This window comes from Mesorhizobium sp. P3_A2 (assembly GCF_056403115.1).
Window position 1 is genome coordinate 24,692 of the sequence record NZ_JBFUGC010000003.1, and the last position, 25,045, is coordinate 49,736.

27 protein-coding genes are annotated in these 25,045 nt (G+C 59.8%); 9 read left to right on the plus strand and 18 right to left on the minus strand.

Annotated elements, in window-relative coordinates:
• Positions 1–200: 200 nt before the first annotated feature.
• Together AC1DXM_RS07570 and AC1DXM_RS07575 are read right to left on the minus strand one after the other, a co-directional pair.
• Positions 201–440: a hypothetical protein gene (locus AC1DXM_RS07570; protein WP_192252064.1), complete on the minus strand. Its 240-nt coding sequence runs from the start codon at positions 438–440 to the stop codon at positions 201–203.
• Between the two features lie 13 nt (positions 441–453).
• Positions 454–645 carry a hypothetical protein gene (locus AC1DXM_RS07575; protein ID WP_210328143.1) on the minus strand — a complete coding sequence of 64 codons (192 nt, stop codon included), beginning with the start codon at positions 643–645 and terminating at the stop codon, positions 454–456.
• 297 nt (positions 646–942) lie between these two features.
• On the opposite strand from AC1DXM_RS07575, the gene AC1DXM_RS07580 reads away from it, so the two are divergent.
• A complete protein-coding gene (locus tag AC1DXM_RS07580; protein WP_477232503.1) occupies positions 943–1,272 on the plus strand; it encodes a hypothetical protein in 330 nt (109 codons plus the stop codon).
• 112 nt (positions 1,273–1,384) lie between these two features.
• Here AC1DXM_RS07580 and AC1DXM_RS07585 read toward each other — a convergent pair whose 3' ends face one another.
• Together AC1DXM_RS07585 and AC1DXM_RS07590 are read right to left on the minus strand one after the other, a co-directional pair.
• Positions 1,385–1,738 (minus strand): hypothetical protein, encoded by a 354-nt coding sequence (locus AC1DXM_RS07585; protein ID WP_477232504.1) that lies wholly within the window; start codon positions 1,736–1,738, stop codon positions 1,385–1,387.
• Between the two features lie 176 nt (positions 1,739–1,914).
• Entirely contained in the window at positions 1,915–3,855 is a 1,941-nt protein-coding gene (locus tag AC1DXM_RS07590) for a hybrid sensor histidine kinase/response regulator (protein ID WP_477232505.1), read from the minus strand.
• 198 nt (positions 3,856–4,053) lie between these two features.
• Here AC1DXM_RS07590 and AC1DXM_RS07595 point away from each other — a divergent pair, with 198 nt between their 5' ends.
• Positions 4,054–4,290 carry a hypothetical protein gene (locus AC1DXM_RS07595; protein ID WP_477232506.1) on the plus strand — a complete coding sequence of 79 codons (237 nt, stop codon included), beginning with the start codon at positions 4,054–4,056 and terminating at the stop codon, positions 4,288–4,290.
• A gap of 151 nt (positions 4,291–4,441) precedes the next feature.
• Here AC1DXM_RS07595 and AC1DXM_RS07600 read toward each other — a convergent pair whose 3' ends face one another.
• Both AC1DXM_RS07600 and ligD read right to left on the minus strand, forming a co-directional pair.
• The gene (locus tag AC1DXM_RS07600) at positions 4,442–5,461 is read right to left on the minus strand and encodes an ATP-dependent DNA ligase (RefSeq protein ID WP_477232507.1); all 1,020 of its coding nucleotides are present in this window, start codon (positions 5,459–5,461) and stop codon (positions 4,442–4,444) included.
• Positions 5,458–8,094: a DNA ligase D gene (ligD, locus tag AC1DXM_RS07605; RefSeq protein WP_477232508.1), complete on the minus strand. Its 2,637-nt coding sequence runs from the start codon at positions 8,092–8,094 to the stop codon at positions 5,458–5,460. The genes AC1DXM_RS07600 and ligD overlap by 4 nt, the downstream gene beginning before the upstream one ends.
• A gap of 666 nt (positions 8,095–8,760) precedes the next feature.
• On the opposite strand from ligD, the gene AC1DXM_RS07610 reads away from it, so the two are divergent.
• Entirely contained in the window at positions 8,761–8,952 is a 192-nt protein-coding gene (locus AC1DXM_RS07610) for a hypothetical protein (protein WP_477232509.1), read from the plus strand.
• A gap of 271 nt (positions 8,953–9,223) precedes the next feature.
• Here AC1DXM_RS07610 and AC1DXM_RS07615 read toward each other — a convergent pair whose 3' ends face one another.
• From AC1DXM_RS07615 to AC1DXM_RS07625, 3 genes are all read right to left on the minus strand, one after another.
• Positions 9,224–9,610 (minus strand): hypothetical protein, encoded by a 387-nt coding sequence (locus AC1DXM_RS07615; RefSeq protein ID WP_477232510.1) that lies wholly within the window; start codon positions 9,608–9,610, stop codon positions 9,224–9,226.
• Between the two features lie 15 nt (positions 9,611–9,625).
• Positions 9,626–9,835, minus strand: a complete 210-nt coding sequence (locus AC1DXM_RS07620) for a hypothetical protein (RefSeq protein ID WP_477232511.1) — start codon at positions 9,833–9,835, stop codon at positions 9,626–9,628.
• 74 nt (positions 9,836–9,909) lie between these two features.
• Positions 9,910–11,067 carry an AAA family ATPase gene (locus AC1DXM_RS07625; RefSeq protein ID WP_477232512.1) on the minus strand — a complete coding sequence of 386 codons (1,158 nt, stop codon included), beginning with the start codon at positions 11,065–11,067 and terminating at the stop codon, positions 9,910–9,912.
• Here AC1DXM_RS07625 and AC1DXM_RS07630 point away from each other — a divergent pair.
• Positions 11,066–11,311 (plus strand): hypothetical protein, encoded by a 246-nt coding sequence (locus AC1DXM_RS07630; protein WP_477232513.1) that lies wholly within the window; start codon positions 11,066–11,068, stop codon positions 11,309–11,311. The two genes, AC1DXM_RS07625 and AC1DXM_RS07630, sit on opposite strands and share 2 nt — an antisense overlap.
• 116 nt (positions 11,312–11,427) lie before the next feature.
• Here the strand turns inward: AC1DXM_RS07630 and AC1DXM_RS07635 are convergent, their stop codons facing one another.
• From AC1DXM_RS07635 to AC1DXM_RS07645, 3 genes are all read right to left on the minus strand, one after another.
• Positions 11,428–11,646: a helix-turn-helix transcriptional regulator gene (locus AC1DXM_RS07635; RefSeq protein WP_477232514.1), complete on the minus strand. Its 219-nt coding sequence runs from the start codon at positions 11,644–11,646 to the stop codon at positions 11,428–11,430.
• Between the two features lie 584 nt (positions 11,647–12,230).
• The gene (locus tag AC1DXM_RS07640) at positions 12,231–13,292 is read right to left on the minus strand and encodes a glycosyltransferase family 2 protein (RefSeq protein WP_477232515.1); all 1,062 of its coding nucleotides are present in this window, start codon (positions 13,290–13,292) and stop codon (positions 12,231–12,233) included.
• A complete protein-coding gene (locus tag AC1DXM_RS07645) occupies positions 13,286–13,831 on the minus strand; it encodes a cupin domain-containing protein (RefSeq protein ID WP_477232516.1) in 546 nt (181 codons plus the stop codon). Before AC1DXM_RS07645 ends, AC1DXM_RS07640 begins: the two co-directional genes overlap by 7 nt.
• Positions 13,832–14,017: 186 nt before the next feature.
• Here AC1DXM_RS07645 and AC1DXM_RS07650 point away from each other — a divergent pair, with 186 nt between their 5' ends.
• From AC1DXM_RS07650 to rimO, 4 genes are all read left to right on the plus strand, one after another.
• The gene (locus AC1DXM_RS07650; protein WP_477232517.1) at positions 14,018–14,374 is read left to right on the plus strand and encodes a hypothetical protein; all 357 of its coding nucleotides are present in this window, start codon (positions 14,018–14,020) and stop codon (positions 14,372–14,374) included.
• 147 nt (positions 14,375–14,521) lie between these two features.
• A complete protein-coding gene (locus AC1DXM_RS07655) occupies positions 14,522–14,929 on the plus strand; it encodes a DUF930 domain-containing protein (RefSeq protein ID WP_477232518.1) in 408 nt (135 codons plus the stop codon).
• Positions 14,930–15,092: 163 nt separating this feature from the next.
• Complete coding sequence (locus AC1DXM_RS07660; protein WP_477232519.1) at positions 15,093–15,752, plus strand: TerC family protein; 660 nt, start codon at positions 15,093–15,095, stop codon at positions 15,750–15,752.
• A 139-nt stretch (positions 15,753–15,891) separates the two neighbouring features.
• Positions 15,892–17,205: a 30S ribosomal protein S12 methylthiotransferase RimO gene (rimO, locus tag AC1DXM_RS07665; protein WP_477232520.1), complete on the plus strand. Its 1,314-nt coding sequence runs from the start codon at positions 15,892–15,894 to the stop codon at positions 17,203–17,205.
• A gap of 74 nt (positions 17,206–17,279) precedes the next feature.
• Here the strand turns inward: rimO and AC1DXM_RS07670 are convergent, their stop codons facing one another.
• The gene (locus tag AC1DXM_RS07670) at positions 17,280–17,723 is read right to left on the minus strand and encodes a hypothetical protein (RefSeq protein WP_477232521.1); all 444 of its coding nucleotides are present in this window, start codon (positions 17,721–17,723) and stop codon (positions 17,280–17,282) included.
• Positions 17,724–17,960: 237 nt separating this feature from the next.
• Between AC1DXM_RS07670 and AC1DXM_RS07675 the strand changes: the two genes are divergently transcribed.
• The gene (locus tag AC1DXM_RS07675) at positions 17,961–19,061 is read left to right on the plus strand and encodes an acyltransferase family protein (protein WP_477232522.1); all 1,101 of its coding nucleotides are present in this window, start codon (positions 17,961–17,963) and stop codon (positions 19,059–19,061) included.
• 46 nt (positions 19,062–19,107) lie between these two features.
• Here the strand turns inward: AC1DXM_RS07675 and AC1DXM_RS07680 are convergent, their stop codons facing one another.
• The 5 genes from AC1DXM_RS07680 to AC1DXM_RS07700 all read right to left on the minus strand — a co-directional run bounded on the left by AC1DXM_RS07680 (position 19,108) and on the right by AC1DXM_RS07700 (position 25,037).
• Positions 19,108–20,175 carry a BMP family ABC transporter substrate-binding protein gene (locus tag AC1DXM_RS07680; protein WP_477232523.1) on the minus strand — a complete coding sequence of 356 codons (1,068 nt, stop codon included), beginning with the start codon at positions 20,173–20,175 and terminating at the stop codon, positions 19,108–19,110.
• Positions 20,176–20,226: 51 nt separating this feature from the next.
• Positions 20,227–21,147, minus strand: a complete 921-nt coding sequence (locus AC1DXM_RS07685; protein ID WP_477232524.1) for an ABC transporter permease — start codon at positions 21,145–21,147, stop codon at positions 20,227–20,229.
• Positions 21,147–22,271, minus strand: coding sequence for an ABC transporter permease (locus AC1DXM_RS07690; RefSeq protein WP_477232525.1), 1,125 nt, complete (start codon positions 22,269–22,271; stop codon positions 21,147–21,149). Before AC1DXM_RS07690 ends, AC1DXM_RS07685 begins: the two co-directional genes overlap by 1 nt.
• The gene (locus AC1DXM_RS07695; RefSeq protein ID WP_477232526.1) at positions 22,268–23,845 is read right to left on the minus strand and encodes an ABC transporter ATP-binding protein; all 1,578 of its coding nucleotides are present in this window, start codon (positions 23,843–23,845) and stop codon (positions 22,268–22,270) included. The genes AC1DXM_RS07690 and AC1DXM_RS07695 overlap by 4 nt, the downstream gene beginning before the upstream one ends.
• Positions 23,846–24,059: 214 nt before the next feature.
• Positions 24,060–25,037, minus strand: coding sequence for a quinone oxidoreductase family protein (locus AC1DXM_RS07700; RefSeq protein WP_477232527.1), 978 nt, complete (start codon positions 25,035–25,037; stop codon positions 24,060–24,062).
• Positions 25,038–25,045 lie beyond the last annotated feature (8 nt).

Consider the following 25,045-nt stretch of genomic DNA (forward strand, 5'->3'; position numbering starts at 1 on the left):
TTGTGAATGTCCCCCATTGCGCACCACTACGGTTCAAACTGGGGTTTGGTTCCAAAAGCACACCAGCGAAGCGGCCTTACCAAACGGAACAAGCTATGGAGGACGGCGCTCTGGTCGATGCGGCGATGCCTCTGACGGCCGGCCGAGTTGTTACGCTACGCTCGGGAAGTCTGATTGGAATTGCAAGCGTTGCGATACGGTCACGGGTCGCTCGGCTGCTCGCTGAGCGCAGCCTCATCGAATTCCGACTCAAGCTCATCACTTACAGGCTTGGGCTTCACCGCACCCGCGCCAAACTCTCCATCAAAGCCCTGCAACCATGCATCGGCGTAATCATGCCAATAGTCAGGCACGGCTCTGTCCTTGCCGTCCTTGCGTGCTTGCGCGCCATACATCCACGCATAGCCGGCGCGCTCCTGGTCCTTTTTCGCCACGGCCATTCAGGTCTCTCGGTCAATCGTCTGGGTTGGTGGAACGTCTGTCCAATATTCCGAAATCTGCGGAACGGGACCCGCTTTCAGCTTCCAGAAATCCTTCCGCAGCCAAGCCACGCCTGAGCAATTCCCGGACCGCAGCAGCCCTGCTAGGCATGCGTTTCTGAAAGCGCCAGGTATCGAGCGCCGTGAATTCCTTAGCGTTGAGCATGACCTGAAGACGTTCTGGTCGCTCAAGATTATCCGCCACAGCTGCCTCCAATTGGTCGTTGAGTGAAATGAGTAACTTACCCGTGTGCCTCATAAGACCTAAAGGGCGCGTAGGTTCCAAAGGCGTCAAATACATTTGATGCATGCCCTACTCACCATCATCAAATTCATCCAAAGGCGTAACCTACTAACTTATTGATTTAGCTATATATTATTTTCGAATTTACTTGCTTTCAGATTATTTCGGCTGCATGTTCACATCCGAGGGAAAACCCAGTCCTTGGGACAGGAGTTGACCATGCAATATTCCACAAGCCTGCGAGATGATCTCAACCAGATGGTTGTGGACGAGATTCGAAAGTACGGGATCGTGAACGTACCGGTAATGGCGGAGCGCATTCGAGCCCAGCAACCGGATGAAGGTTTCACCGCCCTTGATGCAGAGTGCTTAGTGTTAGGTTTCGCAGCCCTGTATTGCGCACCCATTGAGTTTGACAGCACGGGGTGTGCCTGGCGCAAGCGAAGGCCGGTGTCGGCGGTTAACGATGGTCTGCTGTTAGAGTTTGTCGAAGACGGCGATATGGCAGCGCTTGCCGGCCAGCCCGCGGCTGGGATCAAGGCAGCATAGTGCTGTCGCAGGCACGGAGCCACACAAGCCATTGCCTGTACTTTCCGCAGCAAAGGCGTGCCGAAAATAGCCTTCGCCTCGCATGAAGGCCCGCATCGGACTGTGTCCCCAATCAACTCTGCATGGAGTGCAAGAGAGCCTGCATGTGCTCTTCAAGGTCGAGCTCGCCACGCGCTTCAATTTTCAATAGGTACTCTGCCTTTACTCGACGCTCGCCCGTGCCGGTCGCGGGATGGGCACATATGGCCAGCAGCGCTTGCTGTTCTATTCGGTCTGCAATCTCGCGATCGTTCCAGGTGCTGCCCGCGCTATGAACAACCTGATGGAGCGCATCATAGGCGACCTGATGGGCGTCAATGAGCGCCTGCAACTTCGGTGCGGTAGCCCCACTCCGCGCTAAAGATGGTTCAACGACAGACGCGACGGCGGCGAACGCAAGAAGCGTGCGGCGAGTGACTCCGGGCATGCGATATCCCCTTTCTGTCTGACAGTTTCCGGCACATTATAGCACCAGCGTAACAGCTCGCGGAGGTGATCCGCGGAGCGAGCGCATTGTCTGCTGACAAGATCGCAGAAGCGGCTGGGCTGGCCATGCGGGATATTCATCAGACGCGTCCACCTTCACCATTGAAGCGGGAGGCTTCACCGCCGAAGGGCGATATCCATCGCCTTTTCCAAGTCATCATCAAAAAAGGGCTTGGCCAAGCGGGTGGCACTTGTCTGTGTGTCGGATGGAAGTTCGGCATAGCCCGTGGCTAGAATCGCAGGAAGATGGGGACGCTCGGCCCTAGCCAGTTCTATGAGCTCGGCCCCTGTCATACCTGGCATCGCGTGATCAGTGATCAGCAAATCCAGCTTCGCTTCACCCTTCAAGATCTCAAGCGCCCGCGTGCCAGAGCTTGCCTCCAACACCGCATGGCCCAGATCCTCCAGCATTGCGACCGTGTTCATCAGGACAAGCGGGTCGTCGTCAACAGCCAAGATTGATATCGCATGCCGGTTTGACGTGTTTTGTGGTGGCGTCTGGGCCTTTTCGACCTGAGGCTGAGGTGCCATGGCTGCGGGAAGCCAAATCTCAACCGTCGTCCCGGCACCAAGTTGACTGTGAACGACAAGGCGGCCTCCTGACTGCTCCGCAAACCCCTGCGCCATCGCGAGGCCCAAACCCGTCCCTTTGCCAACGCCTTTAGTCGTAAAGAAGGGCTCAGTCGCCCGTGCCAGCGTTTCGGCGTCCATTCCATGGCCAACGTCTTTCACCGAGAATCGGACATATCGGCCTGCTTTGAGCCTGTGATGATTGAAAGCGTCTAGCTCCTCCGCCTCAGCGCTAATGACGAGTGGCCCACCAGAGGGCATCGCATCTCGTGCATTGACCGCAAGATTCAAAAGTACCGACTCCAGCTGGTTGGGGTCAGTCACAACGCTGGGCAGCGACAGGGGAAATTGGGTCAAAACAGGGATAGACGGACCGATGGCCCGTTCAAGCATATCCGTCATGCCACGCACGAGTTCAGGAACAGAGACCGTTTGTTGATCAAGGTCTTGGCGGCGTGCAAACGCCAACATTCGCTGGGTTAGCGAAGAGCCCCTCTCCGCAGCCTGCAAAGCGTTGTCCAGGAGAGACACCAGTTTCGGATCATTGGATAGGCGCCGCCGTATCATCGATAGGCTGCTCTGGATCACCATCAAAAGATTGTTGAAGTCGTGCGCGACCCCACCGGTGAGCTGACCGATGGCTTCCAGTTTTTGGATTTGGAAGAGTTGTTCGCGGGTTTGCTCGAGCTCTTTCTGAGCCTTGCTGCGTTCGGTCACATCGCGGGTGATTTTGGCAAAGCCGATCAGTTCCCCGCTGTCATTTCGGATTGCATCGATGATCACATGGGCGAGAAACGTCGTTCCGTTCTTGCGCAAACGCCAAGCTTCCCGCTCGAAACGTCCTTCCTTGGCGGCGATCGCAAGGCTCTCTTCCGGAAGCCCAGCTTTTCGGTCAGCCTCGAGATAGAAGCGCGAAAAATGTTCGCCTAAAATCTCGTCGGTCTTGTAGCCTTTGATCCGCTCCGCGCCAAGGTTCCAGCTGGTTACAAATCCCTTCGGATCCAACATGTAAATGGCGTAATCGGCTACGCTCTGTACCAAGATTCGAAACTGTTCTTCGCTGCTTTTCAGTGCCTGTTGAGCGCTTTGTCTTTCAGTCAGGTCCCGGGTGATTTTGGCAAATCCGACCACTGAGCCGTCGGCGCCACGCACGGGATCGATAACCACGTGCGTCCAGTACTCCGTGCCGTCCTTGCGAACGCGCCACCCTTCGGCCTCGAACCGACCCTCAACCGCGGCCGTTTTCAGCGCACGCTCGGGCAACCCTGCGGCCCTGTCCCCCTGCCTGTAGAAGACTGAGAAATGTTGGCCGATGATCTCGACTGCGCTGTACCCCATGGATTTTTGCGCGCCCGGGCTCCAGCTGCTTACGATCCCGTTTGCATCCAGAAGATACACAGCATAATCGGTAATAGAATCGATGAGCACGCGATAGCGGTCCTCAACAGGAAGCGATGAGGTCGGCTGCTCGATTGACAATTTTTGCAAAGTTACTGCTCCCGTAACAGCTAGAAACGCAAGCTCTAACCCTTAGTTCCGTTCTGACAACTGTGTCCTCATCAATGGCAGGGGACCGATGAAGGCCTGCCGCTTGTGCCTCGACGGAAATGAGGTTGGACGTTCCGGCCAAATAGAAAAAAGGGCTGTCGGCGTTCGCGAGAGGAATCGGCTTTGCCGGGGAACGAGATGCTAAGGCAGCAGTTAACCGGCATCGCGTACACGGCAAGGGAGGAAAAAATGGGATTCTTTGGCAAATACTTTTTCGGCTTCGGCCGCAAAAAGTCTGACGACAAGCAACAGAGCGGCGACATGCGCAAGGCTACAGGTGCTGGCCCGGCTATCGCAGCGCATTCAAAGGACGCCAGGAGCTCGGCGGCCACGGGACAGAACCCGGCAGCGGCAAAGAAGAAATCAAACAACTGAGCTTCGATCGCGAGCCGCACACCATCGATGCTCCGCCGATCGACCCCGACATTCCAGCGCCGGCGCAACAGCCTGAGACTTAGCGTTTCCAAGGCGGTTGCGGCGGCGCCCTGAACAGGGACCCGTTTTCGAGGGGCGACCGGGCGAGCCGTCATGTTTTCAATATCTGCTCGAACGTGCACTGCTGTGGGCTCTTGTCAGGGCGCCACCGTATAAGTTTTGTACCATGCCGAAATCGATCGCCGGTGACGTGGTCGAAGCGGACTTCCACTACGAGTTCTGGACGAACGGGCTCCCACTGTCCGCTCCTCTCCGTGCTCCACCGGCTCGGGCCGCCAGGGGCTTTGCCGGTAAATCCCGGAGGTGATCGCAGCGCTTCGAGTTCCCGTGTCAGCTTTGAACGATCTTCCCGGGCGATCGTCGATGTGAATCCCACGTGGTCGAGTTTGCCTTGGTTGTTGTAGAGGCCAAGCAGCAAGGAGCCGACCTCGCGCGAGTTCGCCAGATAGCGGAACCCGCCGACCACACAATCGGCGGTGCGCAGCCGCTTGACCTTGACCATGGCGCGCTCGCCGGGCCGATACGCGTCGTTGAGAAGCTTGGCGACAACGCCATCCGTTGAACCCTGACCGGATTCGCCGAGCCACTTCATTGCAGTCGCCAAACTCTTAGTACACCGCGACAGCTCAAGTCCGCTTCCCGATTCTCCCCTGATTAAGCCTTCCAGCGCCTCGAGTCGTGCCGACAGCGGTTGATCCATCAAGCTGGCATCGGCACTGGCCAGCATGTCGAAGAGGATCAATTTGGCCGGGGTCTCGGCCGACAGTTTCCGAATCCTGCTTTCCGCTGGGTGCAGCCGCATCTGCAGCGCGTCAAACGACAGGGAACCATCGACTTCGATCGTGATCTCACCATCGACCACAAATGCTTGCGCCTTCAGGTCGCGCAGCATCGCGACTACCTCAGGAAAATATCGGCCAAGTGGCTTGCCGGATTTCGCCCTTAATTCCACCTCGTCGCCGGCTTTGAACGCCAGGCAGCGAAACCCGTCCCATTTGGGTTCGTATTGCCATTGGCCGCTGTCATCAGGCAGCGCGTCCGCCGACTTTGCCTCCATGGGCTCAGTGTCCAACGGAAGGCCAAAGGACGGTTTCACAAGCTTCGATGTCATGCGGCCAGCTTTGCTGCACCCAGCCGCTTGATGGCGGTGGCGATCGACCGTTCGCTATCGTCATAGTCGGTCCAGGCGACGATTTTCTTCAGGAGGGCCGGCACGGTTCGGACCGTGTATCTCTTCGGATCGAGATCCGCCTTCGCTTGCCCCCATGTCAGCGGCATGGAGACGGTCGCGCCTTCCCTTGCCCGCGTTGACAGCGGAGCAACGGCAGTCGCCATGCGGTCGTTTCGGAGGTAGTCGAGAGAGATGCGTGACGTCCGCAGCTTCTTGGCCATGTTGACGAGGTAGAGATCGGGGCGCTCCGCCGCCATCTGCATGCAGACAGCTTTGGCGAAGGCTTTGGCCTCGGGCCATGTCGTCTTGCTGCGCTGGCTGGCCAGTGGCGTGACGACATGCAACCCTTTGCCACCCGTCGTCTTGCAAAAACTCACTAGGCCCAGATCTTCGAGGCGATCGCGCACTTCCTTGGCGGCCGCGACCACCTGCGCAAAGGAGACTTCCGGACCAGGATCCAGATCGAAGACGAGCCGGCCGGGCACTTCCGGATGACCGGGCTGGCAATTCCAGGGATGCAACTCAAGGCCGCCTATCTGGGCGATCGCTGCCAGACCCTCAACGCGATCGATCTGCAGATATGGCTTGTGGTCGCCGAAGACTTTCACCAGTTCCAGCAGATTGGACGTGCCGGGCATCGCGTGGCGCTGGAAAAACTGCTCGCTTGCGTAGCCGTCCGGGGCTCGCACAAGCGAACAGGGGCGCCCTTTGAGATGTTTGATCATCCAAGGCCCCACGGCCGCAAAGTATTCTGCAAGATCGAGCTTGGTGACAGCGGTGCTATCGCCGGCGTTCGGCCAGAGCGGCTTGTCCGGCTTGGAAATGATGACACCCATGACGACCGGGCTTTTTCCCGTCCTGCCAGCCACCTTGGCAGGGTCGGCAATCCGAGTCTCCTGAGGATCGGCCGGGCGCTCGGCCTCGACTTCTTTCGCCGGCTTGTCCTCGCGTAGACCTTTGAAGGCCGCCTGCCTGATATTGCCGCCGCCGGTCCAGCCGGCGAACTCGATTTCAGCAACCAGCTCCGGCTTGGCCCAGAACACGGTCGCATCTTTTTTCGGTGCGCCATCGCCGGTGAATGGCGACTTCGCAGCCTTAATCTCCTTTAGCCTTGGCAGCAGCTGCTTGACCTTCGCCTCGCTGTAGCCGGTCCCGACACGGCCGATATAGGCGAAATGTTCGCCGCGATTGACGCCGACCAGCAAGGACCGGAACTTGCCATTGGTGGTCGACCACCCACCTATGACCACCTCATGCCCAGCGCGGCATTTCGATTTTGCCCAGGTGTCGGTCCTTCCCGAGACATAGGTTGCATCAGCCATTTTGGAGACAATGCCTTCGAGCGCAAGCCGGCAGGCGGACTGCAGCACCGCGTCGCCGCCGTTGGTGAAATGCTCGACATAGCGGATGAGATTTTCCTCGCCGCGGTCGACCTCGCCGAGCATCTCCCTCAGCCGCTCCTTGCGCTCAGTGAGAGGCAGTTTTCGCAGATCGACGCCATTTGCGAAGAGCAGATCAAAGGCAAAGAAGATCAAATCCTTTGTCCGGCGCTCCGACAGTGCGGCTTGCATCGCGGCAAAATCGGGCGCTCCGTTTTCGCCGAGCGCCACGATCTCACCGTCGACGATGACATTGGGAAGGCTTGCGGCCTCGTTCGCGATAGCGCCGAATTTCTCAGTCCAGTCCAGGCCCTTCCGCGTCCTCAGCGTGGCGGCGCCATCTTCGACACGCATCTGGACGCGGTAGCCATCGAACTTGATTTCGTGGACCCAGTTCGAGCTGGCCGGCGGCCGGGAAAGCGTCGCGCAGAGCTGTGGCGGGATGAAGTCGGGCATCGTCACTGCCGATGCTCGACCGGCTCGCTTTGGAGGTTGAGACGGCTTTGACGCTTTGGCGGCGCGCTCGTCGGCAGCATGTCCGCGATTGCTGTCCCACACGGCATCAGCATCGGCCACCGAGGAGCCCTGCAGCATGAAGGGCTTTGGTCCGGCACCTTTGCCCGCGGCAATCTTGTCCATGCTGCGTCCGGAGGCGACAGATCGGTCCTGCGCCAACACCGCGTCGCCATTGCCATCTGTCGCGTATTTGTCGCGGTGTTTGATCAGCAACCAATTGGTCCGCTTGCCGCCATTGCGGTCATGCTTCATCCGCACCAGGACGAAGCTGCCGCGCAGGCGCTTGCCGTCGAGCGTGAACTTCAGATCGCCTTTTTCCAGAGCCTGTTCGGGCGACAGTGCGCCTTCCGGCACCCAATAGCCGCGATCCCACAACTGTACGGTGCCGCCACCATACTGGCCCTTGGGGATCGTGCCTTCGAAGTCGCCATAGTCCAGCGGATGGTCTTCGACCTCTACCGCGAGCCGCTTGTCCTGAGGATCTAGCGACGGCCCTTTGGTGACGGCCCACGACTTGAAGACACCGCCGAGTTCCAACCGCAAATCGTAATGCAGACGCGTTGCATCGTGCTTCTGGATCACAAACCGCAGCCGGTTCGAACTAGCGATCGACGTGGGCTCCTTTGTCTGCGAAAAATCCCGCTTGGCCCGGTAGGTTGAAAGGTCGCCCTTGGTCATGAATGTGCCCCGGCTGATCACGCAATGCCGGGACTCAACGCGGTGAAGGTCATTGGGTTCATGTCTTGAACAGAAAGAGCGCGCACGCCCGCCAGCCTAAACGGACGACGCATTGTTGCGATGGCAACTGGTCGCTCTTAGGGACGAATAGGCATTTGGTTCGGTGATCCTGCCGGCCGGGTTTCCTCATGCATGGTATGCATTGAAGGACCCTCAACATTTCAATCGGCAAAATGTGCACGCAGCGGCTCAAGCGGTCCGCGAAAACGCCCACGTCAAGGATCGAAACACCCCCCTAGGGGGGTATCCGAATATCTAGGCCGGGCTGGTGAGAATACCGCTTCGGGTGAAAGCGCGCACAGCCGCAATTCAAATGTTGACCCACGCGCGCCTGCTTGTGCGTATGCGTATTGCGTGAGAGCGAAAATCTGTATTAGCGACAATGGTGGGCTTGGCAGCCGTTGTGGGAAATCGAACACCCACAGATCGGAGGCCCGCCCCACCCGGGTAAAATAGTCTGAAAACCTGCGGGGTCACGCGTCTGATGGCACTGATGGTGTGTGGAGTCGACTGGCACAGGTCTTGGTACGCCCCGGGTGGCAAAAGTGATTTTGTTGTCAGCACCAGGCGGGCTACGTTGCGTCATCCACGAAAGAGGAGATGACGATGAAAACATTCCTCGCAATAGCCACAGCGTTAGGCCTGTCCGTATCCGCCGCCTATGCCGATTGCCCATATCACCAGAAGGTACAGGCATCGATCGACACGCAGAAAACAGCGAGCGTCGAGAAGGCCGATATGTCGAAGGCTGCGGACACTCAAACTATAAAGAAAGAAGTGCCGCCAAAGACGGAATAACGGCGGGCTACCAGTCCCACGCCCCTGTGCGCAGCCTTGGCCAAGCGCACCGCCTTCCGCACGACGCCTGATGCGCTCCGGGCGGCCGCGGCGGCGAGTGCTGCCGGAAGAAAATCCCAAAAAAATCGAAATTGTTACGGTTTTGCAGAGCTAAACCCCGAAGCGGTCCAAGCGGGTAGCCACTGGCGCAACTAGACCCCATTGGGGTGGGTGGTCATCCCAATTCGAGAAACCGGCCAGGCCGGCAGTGCCGCCCGCAATGGGCGAACGGTTAGTCGCGCCACATTGTCTTGAGGTACATCTGCCCAAGGAAGACCAGGCCTGCCGCCAGTCCTATGCCGACCGGTCCCGTGGTTATGTAATTCAGATTGGGATTTGACTCTGCAAGGTTGGCAGCGAACACAGGCACTAAAAAGCCACCAACTACGCAGGCAACGGCAAGGTTGTGGAACACTTGAGCGAGCAATTTTACCCGTTCGTTGTATCCGGTCTTATCGGTCATTGAGGCACTCCTTTCATACCGCTTTTGCTGGTTGTTCATTCGAATTGTCGTTCGCCGCGGGCTTTCGGTCAGGCCGGATGCGATAGAATTGGTGCCATGAGATCGTTTTGATTTGAACGTCTCGCCGTTTGTCTCGACGGTTCTTGCAGCAGCCATTGGCGCCTCCCATCATCACTCGTCCACCCGCCGCACAGTCGGAAAGGAACTGGTGTATAGTTGGCCGTCGTCGCCTTCCGTGATCACGACGAACTGCCCCTCGGAATATGATCCTTCATGGACTACGCCGACGACCTGGCACGGATACCAACTAGTGCCGCCGCCCATCTTCTTGATTGGGTAGGCGGCTTCGAAGGGCGCGATTGAAATTACGTTGGTGGTCATGATGTGCTTTCACTTTGTTCTCTCCTCTGTAGGTGCATTAGACTCATTAGGGTGATTAGTTTCGGAGATTGAATCTAATCGGTCTTACCGATCTTATCGGGGTGGACGTAGGCGCCGAATGCGATCTTACTGGCCTCGCCGGACGCCACCATCTTTCCCAAAAGCACGTTGACGCTGCCGACTTTGAGACCGGTTGCGGCGGCGATCTCGGCCGGGCTCATGACCGCAGTTGCATCGGATAGCGCGCCAATTATCTTCCGGCGCTCGGCTGAACGCTTGACCTCATCGACGTCGCCAAGGACCGACCATCGGCCGGCGTCAAATCGAAGGGACTTTTCAATCTCTTCGATGTCTCTGCCGCGCCCGTATAGCTTCGGGCCATCGCCGTCCCGATTAAGGACCATGATGGTGTCGGCAGCGCCAGTTAGACCGTTAGTGCCGGAGATCATCTCAAGTGGATCGCTGGCTTCCTGTTTTCGAACGTGGGTTATCACGATGATTGCAATGCGATGCTCGCTGGCAAACCTTTGGAGGGGTGATAGCGCTGCATAATCCGCTTCGTAGGAATCCTGTGTTCGGCCTTTTGGTGGTCGCACCATGGCCAGCGTATCAATTACGATCAGCTTGGGGTCGACCGCTTCCTTCCGCCATGCGTCCAGTTGATCAATCAAACCGGCGTTTATGCGGGGCGCTTCAGTTCTTAGGGTGAGCCGTGAGATGTCCGGCCGGAGGCGCTTCAATGGCGGCAACACTTTGAAAAGCCGGTCCTGTAAGCGTCTCTGGTTATCTTCTAACGCCAAGTAGAGCACATCGCCTTGCTCACAGTTGACGCCCAGCGACGGGCCGCCCGTGGCAACTGCGATACAGAAATCCAGAGCGAGCCAAGACTTACCAAGCTTTGGCCGCCCGCCAAGGATGGTGAGGCCTTCAGCGACGTAGCCTGGCACGGTGAAGTTGACCGGGGCGAACTCGAGGCCAAGCAGTGTCTGAGCATCGATCTCCGAAGACGGGCGGTTGTCATTGGCCCCCTGTCTGGATTTGGACTTGGCTCCTAACTGCAAATGCTCGCGTTTCAGCCCGGTGGCATTGAACCGAATGGACTGAACCGTGCCGCTTGCCGTGGTCGCGCTTAGAACAAGCCAGTCTTCTCCGTCTTGTTTGAGTATGCCACCAAAATCGCGATGGTAGGTCGTTGCTCGCTGTTGTGCGGGCTTATCGTTGGCTGCGGTCATGCGGCGATGGCTCCTGAAGCGCGGCAAGAGCGGCGCGGGCGATTTCTGCAACAAGTGGCTGGGAGAAGGTGACGACGCGGCTACCCATCGCGTTGGGTGCAAACACGGCGTGGCCGCCGTCGGCGCGCCTGGAGAGCTTCAGATTGAAGACGCGGAGGTCTTCATTGATCTCAACATCGACGCGCGCGATAGCGTTGCCGAGACCGCCAGGCGGTTCGGGTCGGCAGGCAATGATTTTCAATGAGTGGTTTCCCTAAAGGAGTGCCGCCGTTGGTTCGGCGGGAGGTTTTTGAAGAGAGACGCGCCCGCGGCGGGTGTTCCGAGGGTTTCGCATGGCGATTGGCCGCAGGCGCGTTCCTGTTAGGCGGCTGCCCTCGCCTCTACAGCCGTGAGACCATCGACCCAGGCCATAACGTCCGCATATCGCCAGCGCACGGATCCCGTCCCGAGCGCGACAGGTCTGGGAAAAATTCCAGCTTCGATATTGCGGTAAATAGAGCTGCGGCCAAGGCCGACCATGCGTTCGACGTCTCCCACCCGGAGCAGCAGCGGAGGCGGGTTATCATTTGCGGATTGCATTTATTTTCGTTCCTCTCGAAAATTCCACTTGACACCGTTTTGACTTCCAAGTAATTTATCGGCTGCGATGGAGGCCTTGTATCAAGGTCGTATGCGCTATCACTTTTCACTAACAATGTCAAGTCCCATGCGTCTGCTTGGGACTATTTTTGTATGCGCCCCTAAACTGGGGTATTATCTGGGGTATTTCCCTAAGTTGCCATATAAAATCAGTTTTAAAACAGCAAGTTATGGAGTTAGTCGTATAGACACTCCCTCCGCCACATGCCATTGAATTACTTGCATAATCAGCTGCTTAGGCGATCGTACGTACAAAATGTAGTGTGCAAGGTGCCGAAACGCTGGCGCGGCTTGGCGCCAACTTTGCTAGATCGGCCACAGCCGTCTTGCGGAGCCTTTCGACTTCCTCCGCTTTCATTTCACCCATGACCGGCCGCCGGCCCTTGATGAGGTCCATATAGCGACTCGGCCGCATTCAGGGCCGGTTCCATGGCGCGGAGAGCTGCCCACTCGGCATGGAAGGCGGCTTCGAGTTCGGCAACCTTGCTCTCGGTGACCCGTTGCGTCGCCGGTCAATTTTTTGCCTATCGGCCGATACGCCTTCGCAATTGCCTTAGAGGGGCAGTCCAACGCCAACTCTTCGAGCGCTTGAGCGCCTCCATCTCCACCTTCAAAGCGTCCCTTTCTATCGCGAGAGCCTGTACTTCTGCCACAAGAGCCTCCGCTCGGCCGTTATCTGGGGCAGCGGGCGGAGGTGGTGTGGGCGGCGGGTCGGGTCTAACCAGGTTTTCTAGACGGTCGACCGCAAGTCGGTTAACGGCGTCGGCTGCTGCTTCGCGAATGATTGCGGTCCAGCCATCGGGATCGACAGACATGATGTCCCAGAAGACCTTTTGTTCCAGGTGTCCTGTCGGAATGGCGACCCGCAGCGGCGCTGGATACCAGATCGATTTCTCACACGCGTTGATAAATCCCGTCAGCCTCGGATTCCCGGAGTCTCTGAGGTTTTTCCACTTGGCGGAGAAATGCAGGCACGTCGGAAGGCGAAGGTAGCGCACGGCGGCGAACCCCTTGGTGAGCACGATGCGACGCCAGATCTCCCAGTCTCCCGCCCCGTTCACATCTTCTGGCCACACCGTCCGCTCCGCAAGAGCGCTGGCGCGATATACGACGCCTGAGGCCGCAATCGTGTTCCCTCTCGCCATGAATTGACGCCGCTCTTCGGGAAAAAACAGGTTGGTAAGATCAGGACCGCAAATGCCGTCGGTCGAGACCCAGAGGACCTGGCCGTAGACAAGTGCCACCGACGGATCGACGAACTGGCCGCGCATGAGGGCAAGATGATCCGGCATCATCAGGTCATCGTCGGCGGCGAAGGCTATCAATTCCCCGCGTGACGATCGAAGCGCCAGATTTCGATTGGCATAGCCAAAGTGAGGCGCCTTCGGGAAATCAAACCAACGAATGCGCGGGTCGGAAAAGCTTTTCACGACCGCTTCGGTCTCGGGTGCTGCGCCGTCGCCAACGACCAGAAGCTCGAACGATTGCTCCGTCTGCGCCAGCACCGACTGGATGGCATAGGCAAGAGAGTCGGGACGATTGTGGGTCGGCATCAGGACGCTGAAGAGCGGCGGAGCGTCTACCATCCCTTGAGGCCGCCAAAGTCGACCGGGATCAAATCGGTATCTAGCGGCAGCCGGTATTTGTCGGGATTGGCGTGGTCATATTGCATTGTAGGAAAATTGATTGCTCTAACGTCCCTCGTGCCGATGTTGTGGTCCGCGTGCCAGACGAATCTGGGGATGTTCATCAGGCGTGGCTGGGCTGAAGACAGAACAATCCGAAATACCTGTCCGCAGGTGCTCGACTCGGGCCTTGGGTCATACAGGACGACCTCCATTTCGCCATCGACAACGAAGTATCGATCCTCGTGAAGCTTATGCAGCCCCCAACCCTTCACCGTTCCCGGTCGGATGGTAAACATGTAGCAAAAGACCAGCGGATCGGGGTGCCAATTCCAGCGGGTGTCGTAGATTTCGGTGACGCTTCCCCTGTCGTCGAGGTGGGCGGTCATGTCGTGGAACGACAGGCCATCGGGAACCTTGGCAATCGGCTTGCCGGATCGAACCGTCTCCTGATCCTTCTTCGCCCCGGCCAACGTCTTTTCGAGAATGTTCTGCGCCATGAAACTCATCCAATCAATTCGATTGCGTTGCGACAGCCATTCTTGCCCTTCTTTTGAGCGTCATTCAACGGAGCCAGGAGGGCCGCGTGACAATTCCTCCCTGTATCTCGGCGCGCTGGTGGCGCTCCTACTTGCCAGCGCTGTCGGCGAGCTATCAGGCGCATCGACCGCCCTTACGATGTCGAATTGGCAAAGGCCAAAACTGCAAACGACCGCGAGAATGCTGAAAACGGTCGTCACTGGGAAACTTCGCTACACGTTGACGCGATCGAGGCGATCAAAACGCGGAGGCTCCTGCGCAAAGCGGATAGCCTTGACGTTCCTTATGAATACCCGAGCGAGGCCAGCTCCATTTGGGAACGGTCGCGCCAGCTGCACACATGGCACCTGACGACGATCGGTTATTCCGAAGTTCGAAAAGCGATCCGGCTGGAGCGCAGAGACCGGCGTGAATCCGCCATTACGTGGGCTGGCGTGATCATCGGGATCATCGGCTCGCTCACCGGACTGCTGTCTGTCTGGCTGTCTGCGCGAGGGCCGTAACGCGATGCCGTTTTGTCTTGGTTCTCGCAGCTCCATCCGGAAGATTACGCCTTCAACGTCGCACCGTTGCGCGCCGTTTCTGGTTTCAATTGCCAGTCTGACCGGACGCGGCCGGGTCGGCACTCCGGTTGATTTTTGAACCGAAATATGCTGGTTCTCCCGCCCATGAAAAAACTATTCCTTGCGGCCCTGGCGTCGGTGACGCTGGCATGGCCTGCCCAGGCGATGGACGCCGCCTTGCGCGCCGGCCTGCTGAAACTCGATCCGCAGACCCGGCTGGAACAGCGATGCGACGCAGAGGTTCTCGACCGCATCAGCCATGACGACCACAAGTACAAGGCCGACCGCGTCGTCGCCTACGCCTTTGCGACGCCGGAAATGAAAGCCGATGCCATCCGCAGCCCGGGCGCTGCCTTCCGCAGCAAGGGGCAATGGTACCGGTTGAAGTTCAAATGCGAGACGGCGCCGGACCATATGGAGGTCCTGCAGTTCCGTTACCGCATCGGTGACGAGATCCCGGAAGCCGACTGGGCGAAGTACAATCTCTACGACTGAATTTTCCAAAACCAGAATTCTCTCTGGCAGAACGAGCTTTCGCTATCACTGTGGTTTTTTGGCCTTGCCCGTAGCGTTCTCTTGACGCGCAGGAAGCATACACGTTAGGGCGTCGGCATATCCGACGACGAACACGCGGCGAACAAAAAGGGGCCTCCGGTCGATGGACATTTTTAGCGCCGCAAGCATGACCGCCCTCCTCCAGGTCATCGCCATCGATCTGGTGCTTGCCGGCGACAACGCCATCGTCATTGGCCTTGCTGCAGCCGGCCTGCCGGTCGAGCAGCGCAAGAAGGCCATCCTCATCGGCGTCTTGGCTGCAACAGTGCTGCGCATCCTGTTTGCCGCCGTCACCGTCAAGCTGTTGGCAATCGTCGGCCTGCTGCTGGCCGGCGGCATCCTTTTGTTGTGGGTGTGCTGGAAGATGTGGCGCGAGCTGCGGACGTCCTATGCCGACGAGCAGGAGGCGACCGAGGCGCTGGCCGATGCCGATCTCGACGGCGACAAGACGATTGCGACCGGCAAGGCGCGCAAGACGCTCGGCCAGGCAGCACTCCAAATCGTCGTCGCCGATGTCTCGATGTCGCTCGACAATGTGCTGGCGGTCGCCGGTGCGGCGCGCGATCATTTCCCCGTGCTGGTCATCGGGCTCGTGCTGTCGATTGCGCTGATGGGCCTCGCCGCGAGCTTCATTGCCAGGCTGCTGCATCGCTACCGCTGGATCGCCTATATCGGCCTGCTGATCATCCTCTATGTCGCGCTCGACATGGTCTATCGCGGCGTGGTCGAGGTCTGGCCGCATGTCAGTCCTGCGGTGAGCTGACGCTGCTGGTCAGATCACTTCTGCAACAGCCTGGGTTTCAGCTGGAAGCTGCGGTCGCGTTCGCCGCAGCCGCTGCCCATACCAATGCCACAATAAGTGTGGTACTGGCCGCCGATCCCGAAAAACCGGAAGTTGTTTCATGTCTGCCCCTCGCGTCAGTTTCGTCAGCCTTGGATGCCCGAAGGCCCTTGTGGATTCCGAGCGCATCATCACGCGCCTGCGCGCCGAAGGCTATGAGATCGCACGCAAGCATGACGGCGCCGACCTCGTCGTCGTCAACACCTGCGGTTTCCTCGATTCGGCGCGCGACGAGTCGCTCAATGCCATCGGTTCGGCGCTTTCAGAGAATGGCAGGGTCATCGTCACCGGCTGCCTTGGCGCCGAGCCCGACGTGATCCGCGAAAAGCACCCCAACGTGCTCGCCATCACCGGACCCCAGGCTTATGAAAGCGTGATGGCAGCGGTGCATGAGGCGGCACCCCCGAGCCACGATCCCTATATCGACCTATTGCCGCCGCAAGGCGTGAAGCTGACGCCGCGCCACTACGCCTATCTGAAGATTTCGGAAGGCTGCAACAACCGCTGCACCTTCTGCATCATTCCCGCACTGCGCGGCGACCTCGTCTCGCGACCGGCGGCCGATGTGCTGCGCGAGGCCGAGAAATTGGCCAAGGCCGGCGTCAAGGAATTGTTGGTCATTTCGCAGGACACCAGCGCCTACGGCATCGACATCAAGTACCAGACCTCGATGTTCGGCGACCGCGAAGTGCGGGCGAAATTCCTCGACCTGTCGGAGGAACTGGGCAAGCTCGGCATCTGGGTGCGCATGCACTATGTCTACCCCTACCCGCATGTCGCCGACGTCATCCCGCTGATGGCCGAGGGAAAGATCCTTCCCTATCTCGACATCCCTTTCCAGCACGCCTCGCCGCAGGTGCTGAAAAACATGCGCCGGCCCGCGCATGGCGAAAAGACGCTGGAGCGCATTCGTGGCTGGCGCGAAGTGTGTCCGGATCTCGCGATCCGCTCGACCTTCATCGTTGGCTTTCCCGGTGAGACCGACGAGGATTTCGAGATGCTGCTCGACTGGCTGGATGAGGCCAAGATCGACCGCGCCGGCTGTTTCAAATACGAGCCGGTCCGGGGCGCCCGCTCCAACGATCTCGGCCTCGAACAGGTGCCGCAGGAGACCAAGGAAGCGCGCTGGCATCGCTTCATGCAGCGCCAGCAGAAAATCTCGGCAACGCAGCTGGCCAAGAAGGTCGGCAAGCGCTTGCCGGTGTTGATCGACGAGGCGCATGGCACCTCGGCCAAGGGCCGCACAAAATACGACGCGCCCGAGATCGACGGTTCGGTGCACATCCAGTCGCGCCGTCCGCTGCGCCAAGGCGACATCGTCACCGTCAAGATCGACCGCGCCGACGCCTACGATCTTTACGGTTCAGCGGTTTAGAAAACCGCCAAAAGGGCGCCTCTCGGCGCCCTCGGCTTTTGGCACACCCCTGGTAAGGCGGTGTTGCGTTTTCTTCAGAGCTTGACCGATTCCATTGCAGCCAAGGACCGATCGATCGCCTGATTGAGGGTTTTGTCCAGCCGCGTGCCCGCCGAGCCAGCCGCGACCACGGACAGCCGTGCAGCAAATCCCAGATGATAGTCTACGAACCATTCGGGATGCGGCTCGGGTTCCGGAATCGGCGGCCACCATGGAGGAAGCTTCGGAATCTTCGGTCGCGTGGGGCACCAATCGTCGAGGTCGCTCATCAACGCCTTGCTATCGAGCCCGCCTCGCTCGGCGGACCAGGCGGAGCGGACGAATTCGTCCGCGATCGCGGCGCCCAGTTCGTGAGGCGGGAGCGGCTGAGGATTGAGTGCGATTTGCGCGAGCCGCCACTGTGGTCCGTGCGGGATGACGTCGTAAATGGCTGGAATGCGTTTACCGATAATGGCTAAGAGTTTTTTGCTCAATTGCATAAGACATTCTCCTGCTCAAATTAGTAACGTCGGCCGATTTCGTCGGGCCGCAAGATGAGCATGCAAGTAAAAAGCAACTTCGTCTGTGAAGGGGGTCACGGAGCCGTGTCCCAGACAATTGTGTCCGGTCGGATGCTTCTGCCGCCATTTACCAAATTTCGCGATATTTGCCGCTGTTTACCTTGTTTCGTCGAGATCTGCGCTATGGTTTCCGGGCCGTAAACGCCGAGACTTCGCATGGATGCCAGACCTGCCCGACAGGATCATATCGCGACGCTAGACCTGTTGAGGCTGACGGCGGCGTTGGCTGTGGTGTTCTTCCATTACTTCTTTCGCGGCGCGGCTGCCGAGGGCGCGCTGGCCGAGGGCTATCCGAGCGTGGCGCCGTTCGCGCTCTACGGCTATCTCGGCGTCAATCTGTTCTTCCTGATCAGCGGTTTCGTCATTGCCTGGTCGGCGGAAGGCCGCTTCTGGCAAGAGTTTGCGATCGCGCGTTTCGTACGCCTCTACCCCGGCTACCTCCTGTGCATGACGATCACCTTCGTCATCGTCATGGCTTTCGGCGCACCGCTGTTTTCAACCTCGCTCGGTCAATATGCAGCCAATCTGTCGATGTTTGCGCCGGCCTTGGGCCAGCCTTTCATGGACGGCGTCTACTGGTCGATCCTGCTTGAACTGGTGTTCTACGGCTGGGTGACGCTCGCTCTCCTCGGCGGCGTTTTCCAGAAATGGAAGCTTGGGCTGATCTTCGTCTGGCTGGCGATCTCGGCGTCGAACGAGTTCTTCCTTGGCAGCCGGGGGATAAGGCTGCTGTTCATCACCGAGTTCGGGCCATTCTTCGCCGCCGGCGTGTTGGTCCACCACATCCATGCGCATGGCCGCTCCCTGGCAGCCCTGCTACTGCTTGGTGCGGCCTTCCTTCTGTCCTGCAGCACGTTGTCCGTGACGCAGCAGTGGATGCTGAATGAATACGGCATTGCCGTTTCGCAGCCGCATCTGGTGATTGCCAACATCGTCATGCATTTCCTGCTGATCGGCGCCATCCTGCTGCGTGGCTATCTCGTGCCGTCCGCATTGACGCTGGCGCTGGGCGGGCTGACCTACCCGCTTTATCTCCTGCACCAGAAAATCGGCTATATCGTCATCAACGGCGCCGCGCCTTTAGCCGGCAAATGGGCCGCTGGCCTGGGCTGTGTCGCGCTCATGGTTCTGATTTCCTGGGTGATCTGGCAGTATTTCGAACGGCCGGCCCAGCGCAGGGTGAAGGCCTGGATCGGCGGCGCGCTCGATACCGCGCTGGCTCGGTTTCGCGGCAGGAGCGCACAGCCCGCGAAATGAAAAAGGGCGCCAGAGGGCGCCCTTTTTGTTTTGCGTTTTCCTATGCTTACTGCGGCAACTTGTCGTCGACGCCCTTCACATAGAAGTTCATGCCGAGCAGCGTGCCGTCGTCGGCGACTTCGCCGTCCTTCAGCCACGGCGTGCCATCCTGCTTGGCGACCGGTCCGGTGAAGGGGTTCCATCCCTCAGCGATCTTCTTGGTGGTGGCCTCGGCCATCGCCTTCACATCGTCCGGCATGTTGGTGAAGGGCGCGAGCTTCACGGCGCCGTCCTTGATGCCCAACCAGACATTGTCCGGCTTCCAGGTGCCGTCGAGTGCTGCCTGCACGCGGCTGATGTAGTAAGGGCCCCACTCATCGGTCAGCGAAGTCAGCTGCGCGTTCGGCGCGAACTTGATCATGTCGGAGGACTGGCCGAAGCCGTGCAGCTTGCGCTCCTCGGCCACCTGCAAGGCAGCGGTGGAATCGGTGTGCTGGACGATGATGTCGGCGCCCTGGTCAAACAGCGCCTTGGCGGCGTCGGCTTCCTTGCCCGGATCGAACCAGGAGTTCACCCAGACGATCTTGGCCTTGAAGTTCGGGTTGATCGACTGCGCGCCGAGCATGAAGGAGTTGATGCCCATCACCACTTCGGGGATCGGAAAGGAAACAATGTAGCCGGCGACACCAGCCTTCGATTCCTTGGCAGCGATCTGGCCGAGCACATAGCGGCCTTCATAGAAGCGCGCATTGTAGATGCCGAGATTGTCACCGGTCTTGTAGCCGGTGGCGTGCTCGAACATCACCTTCGGGAATTTCTTGGCGACCTTCACTTCCGGATCCATGAAGCCGAAGGAGGTGCCGAAGATGATCTTGCAGCCCTCGCGCGCCAGACGCTCGAAAGCGCGGTCGGCGTCGGGGCCTTCCGAGACATTTTCGAGGTAAGCGGTTTCGACCTTGTCGCCGAGCGCCTTCTCCACCTCGAGGCGGCCCTGGTCGTGCTGGTAGGAATAGCCGAAATCGCCGATCGGGCCGGTGTAGACCCAGCACGCCTTGAGCTTGTCGGCGGCCTGCGCCGACGCCGCCAGTGACATGGCGGCGGTCGTGGTCATAAGTGCAATAAGCAGTTTTTTCATTGTGTTACCTCTCTGAGTTTAGCCTTGGAGCTTTCCCGTTTGTTTTTGTTGTCAACGATCCGGAACGAATGGCTGCCCCAAGGAAGCCGGCGTGTTCATCATCGTCAGACGCTTGTTGCGCGAGATTAGAACGAGAACCACGACGGTTGCCAGATAGGGCAGAGAAGAAAGCAGCTGCGAAGGCACCGGAATGCCAAAAGCCTGTGCATGAAGCTGGCCGATCCAGACCGCGCCGAAGATGTAGGCGCCGGCCAGCACTCGCCACGGCCGCCAGGAGGCGAAGACGACCAGCGCCAGCGCGATCCAGCCGCGGCCGGCGGTCATGTTTTCCACCCATTGCGGCGTATAGACCAGCGACAGGTGGCCGCCGGCAAGGCCGGCGCAGGCGCCGCCGAAGATGACGGCGAGATAGCGGTAGCGGATAACCTTGATGCCAAGCGCGTGCGCCGATGTGTGGCTGTCGCCGATCGAGCGTAGCGTCAGCCCGGTGCGGGTCTTGAACAGGAACCACATGACCGCTGCCGTCAGCGCGATCGAAATGTAGAAGACAGGGTCTTGGCCGAACAGCAGCCTGCCCACCACAGGAATGTCGGTCAGGACGGGAATATACAGATTGGGCAGTCTTTCGCCGGGTTGGCCGACAAAACTGGTGCCCATCATGCCGGACAGGCCGAGGCCAAGCAGCGTCAGCGACAGGCCCGTCGCCACCTGGTTGGTGGCGAGCGACAGCGTCATCACCGCAAACAGCAGTGAGAACACCGCGCCCATGGCGATTGCCGCCAACAGGCCGATCCAGGGCGATCCGGTGAGATAGCCGGCGCCGAAGCCGCCGACGGCGCCCATGATCATCATGCCTTCGACGCCGAGGTTGAGCACGCCGGAGCGCTCGACCACCAGCTCGCCGATTGCCGCGATCAACAACGGCGTCGCCGCCGTGGCGATGGTCAAAAGGATGTTGACGGTGATGTCCATCAGCGGGCTTCCTTCAACTTCGGCGCAGCATCGAGTTTTGCAGCGCCCTTCGCTAGCGCCATGCCGACGAGGCGAATGCGGTAGTGGATGAGGGTGTCGCAACCGAGGACGAAGAACAAAAGCATGCCCTGGAACACACGCGCCACCTTGTCGGAGATGCCGAGCGCACTTTGCACCGCCTCGCCGCCGAGATAGGTCAGCGCCAGCACCAGGCCGGCGGCAACAATGCCGAGCGGGTTGAGCCGGCCTAGGAAGGCGACGATGATGGCGGTGAAGCCGTAGCCGGGCGAAATCACCGGTTGCAGCTGGCCGATGGCGCCGGAGACTTCCGAGATGCCGGCAAGCCCCGCCAGCGCCCCCGACAGCAGGAAGGCGAAGAAGACCATGCGGTTGAGCCCGAAGCCGGCGAAGCGCCCTGCCCGCGGGCTGGAGCCGAGCACGCGGACCTCAAAACCCTTGAGCAGGCGGCTCATCAGCACCCAGATCAGCAGCGCGGCGACAAGCGCGAAGACAAAACCCCAATTTGCGCGGCCGGCATCCCGCATCAGCTCCGGCAAAACGGCCGAGTCGTTGAACTGGATCGTCTGCGGGAAACCGTGGCCCTGCGGATCGCGCCAGGGACCGCGCACCAACCAGTCGAGGAACAGCTGGGCGACATAGACCAGCATCAGGCTGGTCAGGATCTCGTTGGTGCCGAAGCGCGTCTTCAGCAGAGCTGGGATAGCTGCATAGGCGGCGCCACCGACCATGCCGAACAACAGCATCAGCGGCAGCACGAGCGGGCCTTCGAAACCAGGAAACAACACCGGGATGGCCGAGCCCAAAATGCCGCCGAGGATGAACTGGCCTTCGGCGCCGATGTTCCAGATGTTGGCCTTGTAGCAGACCGACAGGCCGACCGCGATCAGGATCAAAGGGGCGGCCTTGATCGCCAGCTCATGCAGCTGCCAGACCTGGCTGATCGGCTCGATGAAGTAGATTTCGAATGCATTCAACGGGTTGACGCCGAGCAACGCGAACAGAATCGCGCCGGCAATCATCGTCAGGCCGAAGGCGATGAAGGGCGACAGCGCCGAAAACAGCATCGAGCGCTGCGGGCGTTTGACGAGTTCGAGGCGCATCATGCCGTCTCCAGCGTGTGTTCGGCGTGGCCGGGCTCGGCGCCGCCCATCAAAAGACCGATCTTTTCGAACGTGGCCTCGGCAATCGGCAGCGGTTTCGACAGCTCGCCATTGTGCATGACGGCGATCGCATCCGAAATCTCGAACAGCTCGTCGAGGTCCTGGCTGATGACCAGCACCGCCGAGCCGCTGCGCGCCAGTTCGATCAGCGCCTGCCGGATATGGGCGGCAGCACCGGCGTCGACGCCCCATGTCGGCTGGTTGACCACCATGACAGCCGGGCTGCGGTCGAGCTCACGGCCGACGATGAATTTCTGCAGATTGCCGCCGGAAAGGGCCGCGGCTTCCGGATCGGGCGCGCTCTTGCGCACATCCATCGCCACGATGATGCGCTGGGCGGCGGCATAGACCGCACCGCTTTTGACTGCGCCGCCGGTGCCGACAAAAACCTTGCCGTCGGTGGCGTGGCGCGACAGGAGCAGGTTTTCCGAAAGCTTCATGCGTGGCGCCGCACCATGGCCGAGACGTTCTTCCGGCACGAAGGCGGCACCCATCAGCCGGCGGCCGGTGATCGATAGCGCGCCGGCATCCTTGCCGCGAATGCGCACGGAAGCGGCATCCTGCTGCAGCACTTCGCCGGAGACGGATTCGAAGAACTCGCCCTGGCCGTTGCCGGCGACGCCGGCAATGCCGATCACCTCGCCGGCACGCACGTTGAGGTTGATGTTTTTCAGCGGGATCGAGAACGGCGTCGCCGGCTTTCGGCTGAGCGCGCGGATCTCGAGCAGCGGCTGCGCGGTCTCGATGCCGTCGGCCGGCGCGCGCACCACGGCTTTCACCTCGTTGCCGACCATCATGCGGGCCAGCGACGAAGCGGTCTCCTCGCGCGGGTTGCAGTGGCCGACGACCTTGCCGTGACGCAGTACGGTGGCTCGGTCGCAGATGCGTTTGACCTCTTCCAGCCGGTGCGAAATGTAGAGGATGGATTTGCCCTCCGAGCGCAGGCGTTCCAGCGTCTCGAACAGTTTGTCGGCTTCCTGCGGCGTCAGCACCGAGGTCGGCTCGTCGAGAATGATGAGCTGCGGCGTCTGCAAGAGGCAGCGGATGATCTCGATGCGCTGGCGTTCGCCGACCGAGAGATCACCGACCAGCGAGTCCGGATCGAGCGGTAGGCCATAGCTGAAGGAAAGCGCCCTCGCCTTGGCGGCGATCGAGCTGATCGGCGAGCCGTCATCCAGCGACAGCGCGATATTCTCGGCCGCGGTCAGCGCCTCGAACAGCGAGAAATGCTGGAACACCATGCCGATGCCGAGTTTCTTCGCCATGCCCGGGCTGGTGATGCGAACCGCCTCGCCGTTCCAGAAGATCTCGCCGGAATTGGGCTCCAGAGAACCGAACAGCATCTTGACCAGCGTCGACTTGCCGGCGCCGTTTTCGCCGAGCAGCGCGTGGATCTCGCCTTTGGCGATGTTGAGGTCGATATGATCGCACGCAGTCAACGTGCCGAATATCTTGGTCAGGCCACGAACCTCAAGCAGGTTCGCTCCATCATGATCTGCACTCACAGTGCCTCCCATCCGGTTTCCGGATATGTTCTGTGTTCCCGAAAGCATGGTATGCGCTGGCTGCTCTCGTGCGAAAGCAGCACCCACCTTGAAAGAGCTTCAAGAATTTCAGCGGAAACTCAAGGGGTAAAAATAAGCCTGCTTCGCACAACAAACTGACAGACCGGTTTTCATGCAAACAGCGCCCGGCACTCGGCAAAGCGCTGAAAAGCTGGGCAAATTCCCGTTAGGGAACCAGAATGGTGGTTCCCGTCGTCTTGCGGGCCTCGAGATCGGCCTGCGCCCTGCCGGCATCCTTCAGGGCATAGCGCTGGTTGATCTGGATCTCGACCGCGCCGCTTAGCACCACGTCGAACAAGGCTGCGGCCGAGACTTCGAGGTCTTCGCGCTTTGCATTGTAGACGAACAGCGTCGGCCTGGTGACGAACAGCGAGCCCTTCTGCGCCAGGAGCGACATCGAAAATGGCGGGATCGGCCCCGAGGACTGGCCGAAAGCGACGAACATGCCGAGCGGCCGCAAACAATCGAGCGAAGCGGGGAATGTGTCGTTGCCGACCGAATCGTAGACGACGTCGCATTTTTTCCCGCCGGTGATGGCGGCGACGCCGGCGACGAAATCCTGCTCCTTGTAGTTGATGACGTGGTCGAAGCCATGCGCCTTGGCGATCTCGATCTTGTCAGTCGAGCTTGCCGTGCCGATGACGGTCGCGCCGAGATGTTTCGCCCATTGTCCCAGGATCAGGCCGACGCCGCCGGCGGCGGCGTGGAACAGGATGGTGTCGCCCGCTTTCACCTTGAAGGTGCGACGCAGGAGATACTCCGCCGTCATGCCTTTCAGCATCATGCCGGCGGCCTGCTCGTCGCTGATGCCGTCCGGCACCTTGACCACGCGGTCGGCAGCGACGACGCGCTGCTCGGCATAAGCGCCGACATTGACGGCATAGGCGATGCGATCGCCCGGCTTCAGCCAGTCGACGCCAGTGCCAACCGCCAGCACGACGCCGGCCGCTTCGCCGCCCGGGATCAGCGGGAAGCCGCCGGGTGGCGGATAGAGGCCGGTGCGATGATAGACATCGATGAAATTGAGGCCAATCGCCGTGTGCCTGACCAGGATCTGCCCTGCGCCGGGCTGCCCCGGATCGGCATCCTCATAGGTCAGGACTTCCGGACCGCCATGAGCGTGGATACGGATCGCTTTGGACATTTTCGGGC

Coding starts and splice junctions, on each gene's coding strand:
- AC1DXM_RS07655 (WP_477232518.1), top strand. CDS start 14,522: ATGCTGGTTCTCCCGCCCATGAAAAAACTATTCCTTGCGGCCCTGGCG.
- AC1DXM_RS07600 (WP_477232507.1), bottom strand. CDS start 5,461: ATGACATCGAAGCTTGTGAAACCGTCCTTTGGCCTTCCGTTGGACACT.
- AC1DXM_RS07610 (WP_477232509.1), top strand. CDS start 8,761: ATGAAAACATTCCTCGCAATAGCCACAGCGTTAGGCCTGTCCGTATCC.
- AC1DXM_RS07700 (WP_477232527.1), bottom strand. CDS start 25,037: ATGTCCAAAGCGATCCGTATCCACGCTCATGGCGGTCCGGAAGTCCTG.
- AC1DXM_RS07675 (WP_477232522.1), top strand. CDS start 17,961: ATGGATGCCAGACCTGCCCGACAGGATCATATCGCGACGCTAGACCTG.
- rimO (WP_477232520.1), top strand. CDS start 15,892: ATGTCTGCCCCTCGCGTCAGTTTCGTCAGCCTTGGATGCCCGAAGGCC.
- AC1DXM_RS07635 (WP_477232514.1), bottom strand. CDS start 11,646: ATGCAATCCGCAAATGATAACCCGCCTCCGCTGCTGCTCCGGGTGGGA.
- AC1DXM_RS07680 (WP_477232523.1), bottom strand. CDS start 20,175: ATGAAAAAACTGCTTATTGCACTTATGACCACGACCGCCGCCATGTCA.
- AC1DXM_RS07695 (WP_477232526.1), bottom strand. CDS start 23,845: ATGGGAGGCACTGTGAGTGCAGATCATGATGGAGCGAACCTGCTTGAG.
- AC1DXM_RS07690 (WP_477232525.1), bottom strand. CDS start 22,271: ATGATGCGCCTCGAACTCGTCAAACGCCCGCAGCGCTCGATGCTGTTT.
- ligD (WP_477232508.1), bottom strand. CDS start 8,094: ATGACCAAGGGCGACCTTTCAACCTACCGGGCCAAGCGGGATTTTTCG.
- AC1DXM_RS07570 (WP_192252064.1), bottom strand. CDS start 440: ATGGCCGTGGCGAAAAAGGACCAGGAGCGCGCCGGCTATGCGTGGATG.
- AC1DXM_RS07685 (WP_477232524.1), bottom strand. CDS start 21,147: ATGGACATCACCGTCAACATCCTTTTGACCATCGCCACGGCGGCGACG.
- AC1DXM_RS07620 (WP_477232511.1), bottom strand. CDS start 9,835: ATGACCACCAACGTAATTTCAATCGCGCCCTTCGAAGCCGCCTACCCA.
- AC1DXM_RS07660 (WP_477232519.1), top strand. CDS start 15,093: ATGGACATTTTTAGCGCCGCAAGCATGACCGCCCTCCTCCAGGTCATC.
- AC1DXM_RS07640 (WP_477232515.1), bottom strand. CDS start 13,292: ATGGTAGACGCTCCGCCGCTCTTCAGCGTCCTGATGCCGACCCACAAT.
- AC1DXM_RS07625 (WP_477232512.1), bottom strand. CDS start 11,067: ATGACCGCAGCCAACGATAAGCCCGCACAACAGCGAGCAACGACCTAC.
- AC1DXM_RS07670 (WP_477232521.1), bottom strand. CDS start 17,723: ATGCAATTGAGCAAAAAACTCTTAGCCATTATCGGTAAACGCATTCCA.
- AC1DXM_RS07585 (WP_477232504.1), bottom strand. CDS start 1,738: ATGCCCGGAGTCACTCGCCGCACGCTTCTTGCGTTCGCCGCCGTCGCG.
- AC1DXM_RS07615 (WP_477232510.1), bottom strand. CDS start 9,610: ATGGCTGCTGCAAGAACCGTCGAGACAAACGGCGAGACGTTCAAATCA.
- AC1DXM_RS07575 (WP_210328143.1), bottom strand. CDS start 645: ATGCTCAACGCTAAGGAATTCACGGCGCTCGATACCTGGCGCTTTCAG.
- AC1DXM_RS07580 (WP_477232503.1), top strand. CDS start 943: ATGCAATATTCCACAAGCCTGCGAGATGATCTCAACCAGATGGTTGTG.
- AC1DXM_RS07630 (WP_477232513.1), top strand. CDS start 11,066: ATGCGGCGATGGCTCCTGAAGCGCGGCAAGAGCGGCGCGGGCGATTTC.
- AC1DXM_RS07595 (WP_477232506.1), top strand. CDS start 4,054: ATGCTAAGGCAGCAGTTAACCGGCATCGCGTACACGGCAAGGGAGGAA.
- AC1DXM_RS07645 (WP_477232516.1), bottom strand. CDS start 13,831: ATGGCGCAGAACATTCTCGAAAAGACGTTGGCCGGGGCGAAGAAGGAT.